At 36.6% G+C, this 16652-nt stretch carries 14 protein-coding genes; 8 read left to right on the top strand and 6 right to left on the bottom strand.

Annotated elements, in window-relative coordinates:
• Positions 1-7: 7 nt before the first annotated feature.
• A complete protein-coding gene (locus MTQ00_RS10975; RefSeq protein WP_273649004.1) occupies positions 8-724 on the top strand; it encodes a class I SAM-dependent methyltransferase in 717 nt (238 codons plus the stop codon).
• Positions 721-1329 carry an alpha-ketoglutarate-dependent dioxygenase AlkB family protein gene (locus MTQ00_RS10970; RefSeq protein WP_273649002.1) on the top strand — a complete coding sequence of 203 codons (609 nt, stop codon included), beginning with the start codon at positions 721-723 and terminating at the stop codon, positions 1327-1329. The genes MTQ00_RS10975 and MTQ00_RS10970 overlap by 4 nt, the downstream gene beginning before the upstream one ends.
• Before the next feature lie 120 nt (positions 1330-1449).
• Here MTQ00_RS10970 and MTQ00_RS10965 read toward each other — a convergent pair whose 3' ends face one another.
• The 4 genes from MTQ00_RS10965 to MTQ00_RS10950 all read right to left on the bottom strand — a co-directional run bounded on the left by MTQ00_RS10965 (position 1450) and on the right by MTQ00_RS10950 (position 7190).
• Positions 1450-3309 carry a CocE/NonD family hydrolase gene (locus MTQ00_RS10965; RefSeq protein WP_273649001.1) on the bottom strand — a complete coding sequence of 620 codons (1860 nt, stop codon included), beginning with the start codon at positions 3307-3309 and terminating at the stop codon, positions 1450-1452.
• Positions 3310-3434: 125 nt separating this feature from the next.
• Positions 3435-6206, bottom strand: a complete 2772-nt coding sequence (locus MTQ00_RS10960; RefSeq protein WP_273648999.1) for an outer membrane beta-barrel protein — start codon at positions 6204-6206, stop codon at positions 3435-3437.
• 75 nt (positions 6207-6281) lie between these two features.
• Positions 6282-6701, bottom strand: coding sequence for an SH3 domain-containing protein (locus tag MTQ00_RS10955; protein WP_172279917.1), 420 nt, complete (start codon positions 6699-6701; stop codon positions 6282-6284).
• Positions 6702-6707: 6 nt separating this feature from the next.
• Positions 6708-7190, bottom strand: coding sequence for a BON domain-containing protein (locus MTQ00_RS10950; RefSeq protein WP_172279915.1), 483 nt, complete (start codon positions 7188-7190; stop codon positions 6708-6710).
• Positions 7191-7390: 200 nt separating this feature from the next.
• On the opposite strand from MTQ00_RS10950, the gene MTQ00_RS10945 reads away from it, so the two are divergent.
• The gene (locus MTQ00_RS10945) at positions 7391-8641 is read left to right on the top strand and encodes a dicarboxylate/amino acid:cation symporter (protein ID WP_273648996.1); all 1251 of its coding nucleotides are present in this window, start codon (positions 7391-7393) and stop codon (positions 8639-8641) included.
• Between the two features lie 114 nt (positions 8642-8755).
• Here the strand turns inward: MTQ00_RS10945 and MTQ00_RS10940 are convergent, their stop codons facing one another.
• Together MTQ00_RS10940 and MTQ00_RS10935 are read right to left on the bottom strand one after the other, a co-directional pair.
• Positions 8756-11557: a GH92 family glycosyl hydrolase gene (locus tag MTQ00_RS10940; RefSeq protein ID WP_273648995.1), complete on the bottom strand. Its 2802-nt coding sequence runs from the start codon at positions 11555-11557 to the stop codon at positions 8756-8758.
• A 67-nt stretch (positions 11558-11624) separates the two neighbouring features.
• Positions 11625-12086 (bottom strand): hypothetical protein, encoded by a 462-nt coding sequence (locus MTQ00_RS10935; protein WP_273648993.1) that lies wholly within the window; start codon positions 12084-12086, stop codon positions 11625-11627.
• Positions 12087-12243: 157 nt separating this feature from the next.
• Here MTQ00_RS10935 and MTQ00_RS10930 point away from each other — a divergent pair, with 157 nt between their 5' ends.
• The 5 genes from MTQ00_RS10930 (at position 12244) to MTQ00_RS10910 (ending at position 16647) form a co-directional block, all read left to right on the top strand.
• Positions 12244-13353, top strand: a complete 1110-nt coding sequence (locus tag MTQ00_RS10930) for an Mrp/NBP35 family ATP-binding protein (protein WP_172279907.1) — start codon at positions 12244-12246, stop codon at positions 13351-13353.
• A 45-nt stretch (positions 13354-13398) separates the two neighbouring features.
• Positions 13399-13647 carry a NifU family protein gene (locus tag MTQ00_RS10925; RefSeq protein ID WP_172279905.1) on the top strand — a complete coding sequence of 83 codons (249 nt, stop codon included), beginning with the start codon at positions 13399-13401 and terminating at the stop codon, positions 13645-13647.
• A 114-nt stretch (positions 13648-13761) separates the two neighbouring features.
• Positions 13762-14331: a serine protease gene (locus MTQ00_RS10920; protein WP_273648991.1), complete on the top strand. Its 570-nt coding sequence runs from the start codon at positions 13762-13764 to the stop codon at positions 14329-14331.
• A 20-nt stretch (positions 14332-14351) separates the two neighbouring features.
• The gene (locus MTQ00_RS10915) at positions 14352-15935 is read left to right on the top strand and encodes a flotillin family protein (protein WP_273648989.1); all 1584 of its coding nucleotides are present in this window, start codon (positions 14352-14354) and stop codon (positions 15933-15935) included.
• Positions 15936-16404: 469 nt separating this feature from the next.
• Positions 16405-16647, top strand: coding sequence for a hypothetical protein (locus MTQ00_RS10910; protein ID WP_273648988.1), 243 nt, complete (start codon positions 16405-16407; stop codon positions 16645-16647).
• Positions 16648-16652 lie beyond the last annotated feature (5 nt).

Genomic DNA, 16652 nt, shown 5'->3' with positions numbered 1-16652 from the left:
TACAATCATGATCAAACATAAAATCTTATCTGCTTATGAGGAGATCGCTGAGAAATATAATGAGCTGATCGATCACAAACCACATAATGCCTATTATGACAGACCGAATACATTGGAGCTTATTCCGGAGGTAAAGGGTAAATTTATCCTTGATGCGGCTTGTGGTCCGGGGAAATATGCTGAAATCCTAATATCTGAGGGAGCGACAGTAAAAGGTTTTGATATCAGTCAGAAAATGGTCATGCTGGCACGTGAAAGAAATAATAATGAAAAAGATTTTTTCGTCCACGATTTATCTTTACCCTTTGAAATGTTTGAGGATCGAAGCTTTGATACTGTTATTTGTGCATTAGCGCTTCATTATATAGAGGATTGGAATTTTACCATTCAAGAATTTTGCAGGGTTTTGAAACCTGATGGTAGTCTTGTTATATCGATTGAGCATCCATTTTTTGAATACAATTACTTTCATTCAGAAAAATATTTCGAAATTGAACATGTAAATTGTATATGGAACGGATTCGGGAAACCTGTTGAAATTAACAGCTTCAGAAGACCTCTTAGTGAATGCATCACTCCGCTTACAGACAATGGTTTTTATATTGATAAACTGGTTGAACCAAAACCTACAAAAGAATTTGAAAAACTGGATCCGAAACATTTTAAAGAACTAAATAAGTTTCCGGCTTTCATGTGTATCCGTGCTATAAAAAAACAGGAATGAGTTTATTTGAAGAAATATATGATTTTCCGGTCAATATCCTTCCCAAAGACGGAACGGTTAATTATTACGGAACCATTTTCTCTAAAGAAAAATCCGATTTCTATTATAACTATCTTTTGAATCAGATTCCCTGGGAAAATGACGAAGCCATTATTTTCGGTAAACTTATTCTAACCAAAAGAAAAGTGGCGTGGTTCGGGGAAAAAGCATTTGAGTATACCTATTCCAACAGGACCAAGTATGCAACGCTATGGACGCCTGAGCTATTGGAATTAAAGAAAAAGTGTGAGGAAATATCAGGAGAAACTTATAACTCATGTCTTCTCAATTTATATCATGACGGCAGTGAAGGGATGGCTTATCATAGTGATAGTGAAAAAGACCTGAAAAAGCATGGTGCCATTGCATCGGTAACCTTTGGAGCGGAACGGAAATTTTTGTTTAAACACAAACAAACCAAAGAGAAAGTGGAGATTTTCTTACAAAACGGAAGCTTATTGGTAATGAAAGGAATAACACAGGATAACTGGCTTCACAGGCTTCCCCCAACTACAAAGGTAAAAACTCCAAGAATAAACCTTACATTCAGAACGATTGAAGAATAAAAAAGGTGGCTGAGATTTTCGAAGCCACCTTTTTGTTTATAAACAATGGTCTTTATTATAAAACCATACTACAAGTATTAGAAGAGAAGTGACTAAAGTTCTTGAAGTCACCCGATTTTTTTATTTTATCACCTCAGCTTCAATTGAGCTGTCATTATAAATTCTTATGAATGCTTTGGTATAATCTTCTTTAGAAGCCATGTTCGGATTATCCATGAATTTCTGTGGATTTACAGAAAAGAGCGGGAACCATGTACTGCTGATCTGGATCTGGATTTTATGTCCCTTTTTAAACGTATGAACCACATCCTGAAGTCTGAATTGAACCGCTGTTTTCTGACCAGGAACTAAAGCTTCGGCTTTTTCCCTTGAGTTTCTGAATCTCGCAGGCATAATTTCACTTCTTACCATCTGGTGATAATTACCATACACAACACCGTCTTTTTTCTCAACAGGTTTGAAATCCTCCGGATATACGTCAATGAGTTTTACAGCGAAATCAGCATCTGTGGAAGTAGAGGCGATGTTTAATTTTGCCATAATCTCTCCCGCGAAAGTCATGTCTTCTGATAAAGCATCTGTTGTAAAAGTAACAACATCGGGTCTTCCTTCCGCAAACCTTTGATCTTCCGACATATAATTTCTGGGAGTAAATCCATTAAAATCCTTTAAGCTTGTTGAGCTTAATACCGGATTATTCGGGTCGCTATAATATTCTGAAAAACCTTGTTGAGAAGTACTTTTTAATGTTCCGTCAGCCAGGTAGAAATTAACTTTTTTAGCATCTTTTGGAGGATAAGATGCAAATTCTTTCCACTGTTTTGCTCCTGTATCATACATCATAGCTTCAGGAAGTCCTGCATCTTCTTTGGTATTTCCTTTCAGGTAGTGATTAAAAAATCTTGTCTCGATGTTCTTCTGGTAATAGGTAGCGAGGCTGTCTCCGAAATAAATTTCATTATGGAAATGTTTTCCCATTTCCTGTGACCATCCGCCATGAGAAAAAGGTCCCATAACAATGGTGTTTTTTGCTTTCGGGCTGGATTTTTCTATCGCTTTATAAATATTCAAAGGACCTGATAAATCTTCAGCATCAAACCATCCTCCAACGGTCATTACTGCATGCTTAACATTTTTAAGATGAGGTAAAAGGCTTCTTTTCTGCCAGTAATCATCATAATTGGGATGGTTCATTATTTCGGTCATGAAGAAGTTGTTCTTATAGTATTTGTCATAGCCGTCCTTTAAGGTTCCCATTTCCCTGTAGAATTTCAGTCCGTCTTCTGATGTCTGCTTTACAAAAGTATCCATGTACCATGCCTGTTTTTCAGCTTTGGTCTTCTGAACCCCAAAAACAGGGAAGGTTCTGAAGTATCCCAGCATAAATTTTCCGTTGTGAAGAAAATCGTCATTCCAGAAATCAGAAATAGGTGCCTGAGGTGATGATGCAACCAGTGCCGGATGATCCGCTAAAATCCCTACAGCTGTATAAAAACCAGGATAAGAAGTTCCAAATTGACCTACCTTTCCATTGTTGTTTTTGACGTTTTTCAATAGCCATTCTATCGTATCATAAGTATCCGTACTTTCATCGACATCTTTTTTCGATTGACGTTCTACCTGAGGAGTCATGTTCGTGAAAGTTCCCTCACTCATATATCTTCCGCGGACATCCTGGTACACAAAAATATATTTATCCTTCATCAGGTACTGATTTGGGCCTACTTTAGTTTTATATTCATTCTCACCATAAGGTGCAATGCTGTAGCAGGTTCTCTGCATCAGAAACGGATATTTGTTTTTATTGGTTATATCTTTAGGAATATATACTGCTGTGAAAAGTTTAACACCATCACGCATGGGAATATAAAATTCTTGTTTGGTAAAATTATCTTTCACAAAATTGTCCTTTTGTGTTGCATTTTGTGCATTACCCAAAATGAAAAAGAAAATAAATAAAATGGAAATATGGGTTTTCATAAATAAAATTTGAAGCTAATTTAAAAATAAAAACGCGTTTACCATGATAAATATTACCCATTACTGCCAAATAATAAAAATGGCCGAATCAATTCGGCCATTTTTATTATATTATCATCCTATGGTTACTGATTACGCATCTTTTTTCCTGCAAATTTATTCAGCTTCATGCTTAAGGAGAACATAACATAACGTTTCAGGATAAGGTCATCCCGATCCTCAAAATATGAATTGGTAATGGTTCTTCTTACGCTCTGATTTTGATTCAAAACATCATATACTTTAATTTTTGCAGTAAGCTGTTTCTTGAAAAAAGAGTATCCGAGGCTTGTATTCCAGAAATAAAAATCGCGTTTGAATCCCGGAGCAATATTAGAATTTGTATTGTATTCAAAATCATTTCCAAAAACAAGATTGCTTTTAAAAAGATAATTGGTTAATTGGAGTTTTAATATCTGATTGGTGGTTTGAACTTTTTCAATACTATAATTGGTATAGTTAGAAAAGTTGTATCCGATTGAGTAGGAGGGCTTTATGGTGAACTTATCTTTAACTTCATAAGTAAGATTTAATCCGGGATTAATACTGTATGTCCCGCTGCTGAATTGTTGGCTATTGATAAAACCTCTGTTATAGCCGTAACTCGTATTAATTCTTGGATTAATCACAAGCTTATTTTCCTTCCATTTAAAACTTTTACTGAATCCACCACCAAGGTTGATATTTTTATTACCACTTATGTTGGCATATGTAACAAACTGTTTTCCCGAATTATCATAATAGGAATAATTGGTAACATCATTATTTCCGTAGGTAAATCCAATATTCACATAATAATTGATATCTTTTACCATATTATAATTACTGAAGTAAAGGTAGGTTCTGTTGGTCCAGGTATTTTTAAGATCCGGATTTCCCTTGTAGGTAATTAAAGGATTGGAAAGGTCTTCATAAGGAGTTAGCTGCTCAGCACTTGGAATATTAAAGTCAGCATAATTGTAGAGGCTTAGCCTTTTATTCTGGGAAAATTGATATTGCAGGTTAAGATTATAGCTGGGAAGAACAAAGCTCTTCTGAAGGTCATATTGTTGATCATTAAAAACAGAGTTCACTTTCATATCGGAAATCTGAAGATTCACGGAAGACCAGATGTTGATTTTGTTTTTATTGAGCTCAAAACTCAACTCCGGGGAAAGCTGATTAATTTTTTGATCCATGCTGTTTGAAAGAACAGAGTTGTATTTCGAGTACTGCCCGGTATTGGCATCAAAGTCATTAACGTTTCTCTCGGCTCCGGAGATCTTTGCTTCATAATTTAAATTAAGGCTTACGGTAGCAGAATCTGAAAGAGGTTCCGTATATCCTGTACTAAAACGGTAATTGCTGTTTTGTGTTTTATTTTTAGCGAGCTGATTTCTGTCATCATTAGTCCCGTTGTTCTGATAAAATACAGTCCTGGACTGGTTTAAATTATTACTTTTAGATTCCGAAATATTGCTGTTGATATTGGCGTATACAACGCGCCCTTTTTTTCTGAACTTTCTCGAAAAATAGATATTCGGATTGAATGAATTGCTCTCAGAATCCGTACTTGTGTACGCATTACTTTCATTCAGAAGGGTATTGTCTCTGAAAGTGGATGATGTTGAATTATTAAAATTAGATCCTTCGCTTCTGGAAAATGAAGGTGAAATGTAAATACTGGTTAACGAATCTAATTTAATCCGTGCAGCAGTATCAAAATTATATTGTCTGTTTTCGTTTTCTCCACTGCTTTCGGAGTTGGTTTTTAATGTATAATCCGGAAGTAAGGTTGTTCTTGAAACTTTAGATCGTGTTTTCAGATTATTATTCGAATGCATGAAGCTCATGGTCTCAAGGTCTGCATCTTTTCCCAATTTATCACTATAATTAAATCCTATCGTTGTAGACCTCTGGATTCCTTTGGTGTTGCCTCCTCCTTGGTAATAATACGTATTGCCTCCTACTGTCATTACGCTTCCTCCCTGCATCATCCAGGAATTTCTTCCACGTCCCATGCTGTCAAAGACCTCATCATTAGAAAAGCCCTGGGAATTAATATTATTGGATGAAGCCAGCAGGCTTATTTTCGTGTCCTTTTTAAAGTAGCTTATAAGGCCGCTTCCTTCATAACGTTTATCAGAACCATAGCCCAGAGTTAACCTGGAAATAAGTCCTTTGTTTTTCTTTTCGTCAATATTGAAGTTGATGGTTGTATTGTTTGATTTCGCCGTTTTTCCATTGAGCTCTTCCTCTTTGGTTTTAGTGGTCGTAAACTGAATATTTTTTATAATATCTGCCGGAAGATTCTGTAATGCAATTTTGCCGTCTTTATCGAAAAAAGGTTTTCCGTTGATCATGATCTGATCCACATCTTTACCGTTTACTGTAATTTTTCCTTCGTTACTGATTTCAACTCCGGGAATCTGTTTAAGCAGTTCCTCGATTTTACTATCAGGCCGTACTTTGATCGAGGATGCATTAAATTCGATAGTGTCTTTTTTAATTTTTACCGGAGAAACGGTAAGCTTCACCTCTTCAATATTAAAAACAGAATTTTTTTCCAGTTCAATAGAGCCTAATGAGAGCGATTGATTTATTTTCTCTATATTTTTAGAATAGGATACTAATTTTTCAGCATCAATTTTCAGAACGGTAGGTTCATTGGACGGATCTGTTTTTAAAGAAAATTTACCTTCTTTATTAGTGGGGGTATAATTGATAATGGAAGAATCTTTTTGTTTGAGAAGATAAACGGTTGCGTTTTCTACAGGCTTTTTTTCAAAATCCATCACTTTTCCATCGATGGCGAGTTTTTGACCGTTTAAGATCGCAGTATTGATCAAAATAATCAATACCAGCAAAATTTTCTTCATTTATTACTTTTTCGACTCAAAAGTAAAAAAAATCCCTGAAAGAAATTTCAGGGATTCAATATTTATTGTCATGAATTAAGCTCTCAAATATCTTGAATAAGCATATCCTTCTTGTCCGTCGGCAGTTTTTACTTTCCACCAATCGTCTGAAGTCTGTTCAATTAAAGTTACAGAAGAACCTTTTGATGCTTTTCCTACAACAGCAGCTTCCGTAGAAGGCTCTTGTCTGATGTTCAGGTTTGAATCTTCAGTAGCCACTGTAAGCGCTGCCCCTGATGCAAGACCTGCAACCTGTACATCTACATTAATATCGGAAGCAGAGTAAGTAGAATCGATAGTCCCCAAAGCATTCCATACAGCATCTTTTGCTGCAGTATTGGAAGCTGCTCCTGAGATGTATAAAATTCCATCCTGTTCCTGAACCTGAAGGTTTGAAATTCCTGCAGACTGAGCTGCTGAAATTACACTTGAATATTTATCTTGTAATGTGCTCATTTTAAATTATTTTACAGTGTAGTTATAATTTACTTTTCCTGCTTTCAAAGCATCCACAGATTGCTTGATTTTTCTAGCCTGCTCTTTAGAAACGTTTCCAGTAAGCGTTAATTCACCGTTTACAACTTCTACTTTTACAGAAGGGAAATCTTTTACAGCATCCTGAACTTTTTTCTGAACTGCCGGATCTACTGCAGATTGCGTTTCAACCGGAGGAGTTGCAGGAGCAATAGTCGCCATATCCATAACGTCTTTTACACCATTTACTGCTTTTAGTTGTTTGATCATTGCATCTTTAGAAGCCTGATCAGGAAATGTTCCACTTAGGTGGGCTACACCATCTTTTACTTCAACGGAAGCACTTGGGTTGGACGTTACAATCGTGGTAGCTTGAGTCTGAAGATCAGCATCAGAAACTTTCTTTTTACAAGAAATAGCACCGAACGATACTGCCAGAGCTAAGGCAGCCATTGCAATAGTTTTTTTCATAGTTGTATATTTAATTTAATGTATTGATACTATAAATGTAACAATAAAATTTATACCAAATGATTAAAAATTGACTAAATGTTTCTTAATTTTTTTACAAAGTTTTTAAAACCAGTATTTTAATTTTAACTATGTCCAATTTAATAAGTAATAGCACACAATTTAAAAACTATTATATTTGCGCAAGTTGAATTATTTATATGAAAGGACAAAATAAGCTTTTTATAGCGATTATTATTGCACTTATCTTGGGTGTAGGAATTGGAGGAATTGTTCACGTACAGTATCCGGAAAGTGCAGAACCTTTTTCTAAAAATATTAAATTACTCGGAACTATTTTCATCAGGCTGGTACAGATGATCATTGCTCCATTGGTATTTACCACTCTTGTAGTGGGAATTGCCAAGATGAGCGATATCAAAATGATAGGCAGAGTAGGAACAAAAGCAATGTTATGGTTTATCTCTGCATCGCTGATGTCTCTTTTTATCGGGTTGATGTTGGTAAACTGGCTTGAACCCGGGCATGTTACCAAACTTCCGATTCAGGATGCTGCTTCAGCCGAAGAGCTTTTAAAAAGCAGTAAAGGATTTACTCTGGAAGATTTCGTAAAGCACGTTATCCCGAAAAGTTTATTTGAGGCTTTTGCAACCAATGAGGTATTGCAGATCGTAGTATTTTCGATTATGTTTGGTGTTGCACTGGCTAATCTGGGTGAAGAATATGCAAAACCTGTTATCAAACTATTTGATATTGTGGCCCATGCCATTTTGAAAATGGTAGGATATATTATGTGGTTTGCACCATTGGGTGTACTTGGTGCTATTGCTGCTGTGGTAGCGGTGAATGGCTTTGAAATTTTTAAAGTATATGCAGTTTATCTCAGAGATTTCTTCTTTGCTTTAGGTGTTCTTTGGCTGGTGTTGCTATTGGTCGGATATCTGATTTTAGGGAATCGTTTGTTTGAGTTATTAAAAAGAATTAAAGCTCCTTTGCTTATTGCTTTTTCTACAACAAGTTCCGAGGCTGTTTTTCCAAAGTTGGTTGAAGAACTGGAAAAATTTGGTTGTAACAGCAGGGTAGTGTCTTTCATCTTACCTTTGGGATATTCATTCAATTTGGATGGAAGCATGATGTATATGACGTTTGCTTCAATATTTATTGCTCAGATCTATGGAATTGAAATGACCCTGGGACAGCAGATCACGATGCTTTTGGTTTTAATGCTTACCTCTAAAGGAATTGCAGGTGTACCGAGAGCTTCACTGGTAATTATTGTGGCAACTTGTTCCATGTTCGGAATTCCACCGGAGGGAATTGCTTTGATTTTACCTATTGACCATTTCTGTGACATGGGAAGAAGTATGACAAATGTATTAGGAAATGCTTTAGCTACGTCCGCAGTATCCAAATGGGAGGGACAGCTTGAAAATCCTGCTGTAGAAGCGTAACTTATTCTGAATATAAGTATTAGAGTTTACAATATGACGAATTGAAGATTCTCCTATGATCTAAATAAAAAAACCTCTTTCAATTTGAAAGAGGTTTTTTAATGTATAATACGGTTATTGAGCGGAAATTTCGTCTATAAAGATGTAAGAATCACCGCCGGCTCCCTGGTGCCACTCCGGAAGTTTACCAAAATGATAAGCTTTTATTTTAATATACTGGGTCTCTGTAGGCAGAATATCTGCGGTAAAATCTTTGATCTGGACTTTCTCATCTTTAGAGTCAACAGTATTATCAACGGTTTTCAATAGTATAAAATCTTTTCCGTTCATTGAAGCATAGTATTCTACCTTTTTAGGCATTAAAATCCATGCCCTGCTATCCTGAAGATAGGTTGAAGACAGTCGGGTAAGCTGTTGCGGAGATTTAAAATCAAGAATAGCTTCAAAAGTTTGCCCCTGATAGCCTTGCCATTCTCCCTTTCTCCAGTTTTCAGTACCATTGATGCCATCAATAAGAGCGAGTTTGCCTCCTGCTGTGTATTGAGGATTCACCTTTGAGTTTACAGTAATATCCCAATGATTAGGCCTTCTGTTAAAATTAGCAGTGGTAACTGAGCTTTTTTCTCCGTTTCTTTGAGCATATGCAGAAACCTGGGTGGTTTTATTAATGGTAAACGGACCTTTGTACGTGGAGAAAGTTTTTCTTACATTTTTATCATTTTCGTCTATGGTCATGTAATAAACCTTGTCTTTTGGGTTGAGGGGAGTGATCTGTACTTTAGTAGAAAAATCAAAAAGCCTGTCAGCTACAATCACAGGAGATGCGGTTTGTTCATTGTATTTAAAATCTTTTATGGATTTTACATTTTCAAATCCCAGTTTTCTGAGCTCCTCTTTGCCTGTGTTTTTTGTAATCGTTCTGGTAGTGCCGTCTTCAAGGTGAAGCTTAATTTCATCAAAATAAGGGGTAACGGTTTCCCATTCCGGCTTACCCGGAGTTACAGAATAAATACCCAGGGAACTTAAAACATACCATGCACTCATCTGTCCGCAATCTTCATTTCCGATCAATCCATCCGGAGTGTTTTGATAAAAATGATCGAGTATGTATCTGATCTTCTCGTCTGCTTTTTGTGGTTTATCCACAAAATTATACAGATAAGCAATATGATGGCTTGGTTCATTGCCTTGCGCATACTGTCCTATAAGACCTGTGATATCAGCTTGTTCCCTGCCCGTTGTTGTGCTAGGGGCGGTGAAAATGGCATCGATGAACTGTTCGAATTTTTCTTTTCCTTCATGGGCATCAATTAAGCCTGGAATATCCTGGGGAACAAAATAAGAATAATGCCATGAGTTTCCTTCCGTGTAATTGTTGTTTACCTCTCTTGGATCAAAAGGTTGATACCAGTTCCCGTTTTTTCTGGCCTGCATAAAGCCGTTTTCAGGATTGTAGAGGTTTTTCCAGTTCTGGGAACGGTTCATGAAATACCGGTAGTCTTCTTTTTTGTTTAAAATTTTAGCCATTTGTGCAATACACCAATCGTCATATGCATATTCCAGCGTTTTGGAAACGCTCTCATGTTCATCATCTACGCTGATATAATTGTTTTGCTTGTAAGCATTCAGTCCGAAAATATCCAGCATTGCAGAATTTTTAGAAGCTTCATACGCTTTTTCGTAATCGAAACCCTTGATTCCTTTGGTCATGGCGTCTGCGATTACAGAAACTGCATGATAACCGATCATGCATTCTGTTTCGTTAGAGGCAAGCTCCCATACCGGCAATTTTCCACCTTGCTCGTACTGTCTGATGAAGGTATTAATAAAATCCGCAGTTCGTTTCCTGTCAATTAAGGTCATGAGCGGATGTGCAGCCCTGAAAGTATCCCATAGAGAAAAAACAGAATAGTAATCGAATCCGTTTGCCGTATAGAACTTATTATCACGACCCCTGTATTTTCCATCAACATCCATATAAATATTAGGCTGCGTAAAAACATGATATAAAGCGGTGTAAAAAATACTCAGCTTATTAGTGTCGTCTGATTTTACCTCAATCTTGGAAAGTTCCTTGTTCCAATCATTGTCTGCTTGTTTTCTTATGTTTTCAAAATCATTCGACTGACCTTCTGCCAGCATGTTTTTTCCTGCACCTTCATAGCCTGTTGGAGATAAAGCGACTTTTACGCTGATTTTCTCTCCTTTTTTAACAGGAGCCGAAAATGCTAAAGCCAGCTTTGTTCCGGTATACATATTATTTTCCTGCTTTCCATTAGCTTCTTTCTTCGTCAATTTTAATGGTTTGGAAAATTCAATCCGGGCATAAATATATTGGTTTGTGGCCCAGGCCTCACTTCTTCTGAAGACCTCAATCGTTCTATCATCAATAATTTTCACCTCTCCTTCCAGAAGTTTATCCCTGTGATTAAGGTCAAGTATGATATTGGCATTTCCGCTGTTGTTGAAAGTATATTCATGATATCCTACTCTTTTGGTTGTTGTTAAACGGACATCAATATTGTTTTTATCCAATTTTACAGAATAGAATCCGGCAGAAGCAGTTTCATTTTTATGGGAAAATTTTGAAGAATAGTCTTTGTTGTCCAGGCTTGGATTTCCCATGGTAGGCATTAGCATAATATCACCATAGTCTGAAACTCCCGTACCATTGAGGTGGGTATGGGAAAACCCATAAATGACCGAATCGGAATAATGATAACCACTGCACCCGTCCCAGCTGCCATCTATCCTGGTGTCGGGTGAAAGCTGGACCATTCCGAAAGGAACAATCGCTCCCGGAAAGGTGTGGCCATGACCTCCGGTTCCTATGAAAGGATTAACATACCGGGAATAATTCTGGGAATAAATAACCTGAGTAATAAATAAAGAAACTACTATGAAACCTTTTCTCATATCATAATTTTATGACGGTGAATATATTGAAAAATAGAAGAACTAAGAGTATGAAATGATTGCAGCCCTATACTTCTCCTTCAAAAAAATCATCCAGATACTGCTGTCTGTTGTTTTCCTGTTTGTCAGTTCCCAGAAACTTTTTCCAGACTCTGGATTCATGGTATACAATTCCCATTTCCCAGACACAGTAGGTAGGAATGTGATTGTTCTTTCTTTCCCAGGTTTCGAATTTTCCGGTTCCGTCATAATATACACTTTCCCATAATTCGTTTTCACTTCTCCAGGTACAAACCAGAAGCAAATAATTGCTGCCGCATCTGTGGAGAATTACAAAACCAAGATCTTCAATGTCCTGAAAATGTTCAGTTGCATTTTCGATGCATGTTTTTGCATGGCTGATATCTTCAGAAGAAATGTCATGTGTGTTTTCAGCTAAATTGTACCATTTGAATCTTGTTTTTCCCACGTTAAAAATACCATCGAATGCAGCAAATTTAGAGGGATAAGATGTAGGATTGGTGTTCATTTTTATAGAGTTTAAAAGTTTATTTCCCGAAAAGGGAAACCGGAAAAATTGATTGATATATTTTTAGTGATGCGATTTATCACCTTGAGTTATAGATTTTATTCATTCTAAATTATAGAAAAAATCCGTAAATTTGTAAACAATTTATAGCAATTTTATGTTGACGAAAGAAAAGGTTCAAGATTTCCTTAAAGAAATAGAAGTAGATGATTTAGTTAATAATCTTCAGATTGTAGGAAATGATGTATATATAGATATGACGGCGCATTCACCGGCAATGCATGAAAAGAAAAAATTAGAGGCTGCAATGAAGCAGGCTTTTGCCAGTGAGTTTGGAGAAGATATCCATTTAAAGCTTAAAATAGTTTCTCCTGAGCCAAGTGAAATTCAGCAAAGCCAGATCAAAGGAAAGCAGATTCCGGGAATTCAGAATATTATCGCAATTGCTTCCGGTAAAGGAGGCGTTGGAAAATCTACCGTAGCTGCAAATATGGCAGTTACTTTAGCTAAAATGGGCTTTAAAGTGGGTCTATTGGATGCAGATATTTACGGACCATCTGTCCCTACCATGTTTGATACGGAAGGACAAAAGCCGATTTCTGTAGAGGTTAACGGAAAAAATCTAATGAAGCCTGTAGAGAACTATGGTGTGAAAATGCTTTCAATCGGATATTTCTCGGGAGCTAATCAGGCAGTAGTTTGGAGAGGTCCAATGGCTTCTAAAGCTCTGAACCAAATGATTAGAGATGCGAATTGGGGAGAGTTGGACTTTTTATTGATCGACTTACCTCCGGGTACAGGAGATATTCACTTATCAATTATTCAGGAAGTGCCTGTTACAGGAGCTGTGATTGTAAGTACACCTCAACATGTTGCATTGGCAGACGTAAGAAAAGGTATTGCCATGTTCCAGATGGAAAGTATTAATATTCCGGTTCTTGGATTAATCGAAAATATGGCGTACTTTACACCTGAAGAATTACCTGATAATAAATATTATATTTTTGGAAACCAGGGAGCACAATATTTAGCTGATGATCTTGGAATTCCGGTACTGGGAGAAATTCCTCTGATCCAGAGTATAAGAGAGGCAGGAGATGTGGGAAGGCCGGCAGCATTGCAGGAAAATTCCAAAATCGCAGATATTTATACGGAAACAGCACGTAATATGGTAGAAAGTCTTGTAGAAAGGAATAAAAATCTTCCACCTACTGAAGCTGTAAAGATCACAACTATGGCAGGATGCTCTCCAAAGGCAAAAAAATAATATTCAAATTAAATTTTGAAAAAAAACCGAATTGAACTGAAAAATATGGAAACAAACGTAGCACACGAAGATACTGTAACAAGAGTAATGGAGGCTTTAGAAAGTATCCGTCCGTTTTTGAATAAAGACGGAGGTGATATTGAGCTTATTGATGTGAAAGATAACTCGGTTTATGTAAAACTTTTAGGAAACTGTTCCGGATGTTCTTTGAACTTTTCAACACTTAAACTGGGTGTAGAAAATACAATAAAGCAGCACGCTCCGGAGATCGAAAAGGTAATAAGCGTAGAGTAACATCAATTAAGATGTAAAGATAACGAAGACAGGTTTTTATAGCCTGTCTTTTTTATTATGGTCCTTTTCCGAATCATATGGTGGTTTTTGTTATATTTGTTAAAACACATAGATATGTTTGGATTTATAGAAAATTTAGAACCTCTGAATCAAGGCTTTTGGTATATAGCTTTGGGTGCCAGTTTAATATTTTTAATTCAGACAATCCTTACTTTTATCGGAGGTGATCACACCGGGGCTGTTCATACAGATTTCAGTGGTGATGCACCGCATGGTGACAGTCCTTTCCAACTGTTTTCCTTCAGGAATCTGGTTAATTTCCTTTTGGGATTCGGATGGGGTGGAGTGGCCTTTTATGATTCCATAGGAAGCAAAGCACTGTTGTTTCTTGTAGCTATTCTTATCGGAACAGGTTTTCTTTTCCTTTTCTTTATTCTTATTCTACAGATTTTAAAATTAACAGAAGACAATACCTTTAAAATAGAAGATCTTATCGGAAGAACGGGTGAGGTGTATATCACGATTCCTCCAAAGATGAGTGGAATGGGGAAGATACAGATCTCCTTAAAAGGAACAAACCACGAGCTTCAGGCGATGACGGAAGCAGAAGAAAGCATTCCGTCGAGTCATTCTGTAAGAGTGATATACATTTATGACAAGATCCTTGTTGTTTCGAAAGTTTAATTAAAATTATAAAACGATATATGGAAATTCCCGGAACCCTTATTTTAACAGTTGTAATAGTCGTCGTACTATTTGTCACATTTTTAGCCCTTATTTCGCGATACAAAAGATGTCCTTCAGATAAAATTTTAGTGATCTACGGTAAAACAGGCGGAAGCTCTGCAAAGTGTATACATGGAGGGGGAGCTTTTGTATGGCCGGTTATCCAGGATTTTGCTTATCTGGATCTGAAACCAATTTCTATTGAAGCCAATCTTACCAATGCGCTTTCGCGCCAGAATATCCGTGTGGATGTTCCTTGTCGTTTTACGATTGCCATTTCTACAGATCCTGATTCAATGGGAAATGCAGCAGAGCGTTTACTAGGATTATCTCCCGAGCAGATTCAGGAGCTTTCAAAAGATATTTTATTCGGGCAATTGCGTTTGGTTATTGCTACAATGACCATTGAGGAAATTAACTCGGACAGGGATAAATTTCTGGATAATATTTCTAAAAATGTTGATACGGAATTAAAGAAAATAGGCCTGAAGCTAATCAATGTAAACGTTACGGATATCAGGGATGAATCCGGATATATTGAAGCTCTGGGAAAAGAAGCTGCTGCAAAAGCGATCAATGAAGCGATTATCAGTGTGGCGGAACAGACTAAGATCGGTGAAACAGGAAAAGCTCTTGCTGATCGCGAGAAAGATACTCAGATTGCAGAGACACAGAGGGACCGGGATGTTAAGATAGCGATTACTCAAAAAGACAGAGAGATCAGTATTGCGGCCGCAGGAAAAGATGAGGCTATCGGTAAGGCAGAAGCTGCAAAAGAAGCACGTATTGCTACATCTTTGGCTAACTCTATTGCTGTAAAAGGAGAAAATGAAGCAAAGATTACCATCGCAAATTCCGATGCTGAAAGAAGGGAAAGAGAAGCGGAGGCATTAAGAATTGCTACTGCTGCTGAAAAGGTACAAGCAGCGAAATCACTGGAAGAGGCTTATGTGGCTGAACAGAAAGCAGAGGCTGCGAGAGCGGAAAGAGAACGGTCTACACAACAGGCTAATATTGTAGTTCCCGCAGAGATTTCAAAACAGAAAATGATTATCGATGCAGAGGCTGAAGCTGAAAAAATAAGATTGCAGGCAAAAGGAGAAGCAGACGCCATATTTGCTAAGATGGAAGCTGAAGCGAAGGGTCTTTATGAGATCCTTACCAAGCAGGCTGAAGGATATGATCAGGTGGTTAAAGCTGCTGGGGGTGATGCTAACAGTGCATTCCAGCTATTGCTATTGGAAAAACTTCCTGAGTTGGTAAAAACCCAGGTGGAAGCAGTTAAAAATATCAAGATTGATAAGGTTACTGTATGGGATAGTGGAAATGGGAAAGATGGAAACAATTCTACGGCTAATTTTGTTTCAGGGATGATGAAAACAGTTCCGCCATTAAATGATTTGTTCAATATGGCAGGACTTAATTTACCGGACTATTTAAAAGGAAAGCCGGAGGAGGTTCAAAAAGAAATTGTTAAGATCATTGAGAAGAAAGAGAAAAAGAATTTTGATGACATGACTCTTGAAAATGATGGCTCAAAAGATGATTTTCCTAAGCCGTAAAAAGGAATTCATATTTGTATATATTTAAAAATTTCCAGTGAATTATTATTTTTAATAAGTTATTCATTTAAAATAATGTAATATGTTTAAAGACAGGTTTTTATAGCCTGTCTTTTTTTATTGATTATACTTGTCCAATAGGGTATATTAAACTAGAATTAATATTAAATTCATATAGAAATAATTCTATGTTTTTGTGAGTTTTATTAATGTTACTTTTGTAAAAAATTTATTTACAACACTATATGAGGTTTGGGCTGCTTCTGTTATGTTTTTTCTTTCCCTGTTTTATATACAAAACTCTTCAATTTGTTTCGGAGCGAATAGTATCGTTTTACAAAAAAGATGGCAAAGCATTTCAGAAGATAAATCAGGTTTTGTATACCTTATAAAACCCATATTATTTCCAAATATATGATTCTACACTAATTGACAATACAAATAAAAAATGATCACAATAAGGTTTACTATGAAAAAGTCTAAAAACACATGGGGAATCGTCAAAATTGCCAATTTTGGGTATGGATTTTCTAAAGAAATAATAAATCGCTGTATAAATGCAGCGAAAGATCTTTATTACGGAGAAATTTATTTTCAAAAAGATCGTATCGGCCTACATGTTGTATTGCATCTTGCTAAAAATCGGACGAGGAAATGCACTCCAAAAAAATCATATCCATGGTTTCCTTTGGAAGTTATGATCAAAAACTAAGAACT

This window comes from Chryseobacterium sp. B21-037, from assembly GCF_028570785.1.
Classification (GTDB): Bacteria; Bacteroidota; Bacteroidia; order Flavobacteriales; family Weeksellaceae; genus Chryseobacterium; species Chryseobacterium proteolyticum.
The sequence above is the reverse complement of the archived record's forward strand: the minus strand, read 5'-3'. Positions and strand labels throughout refer to the sequence as shown.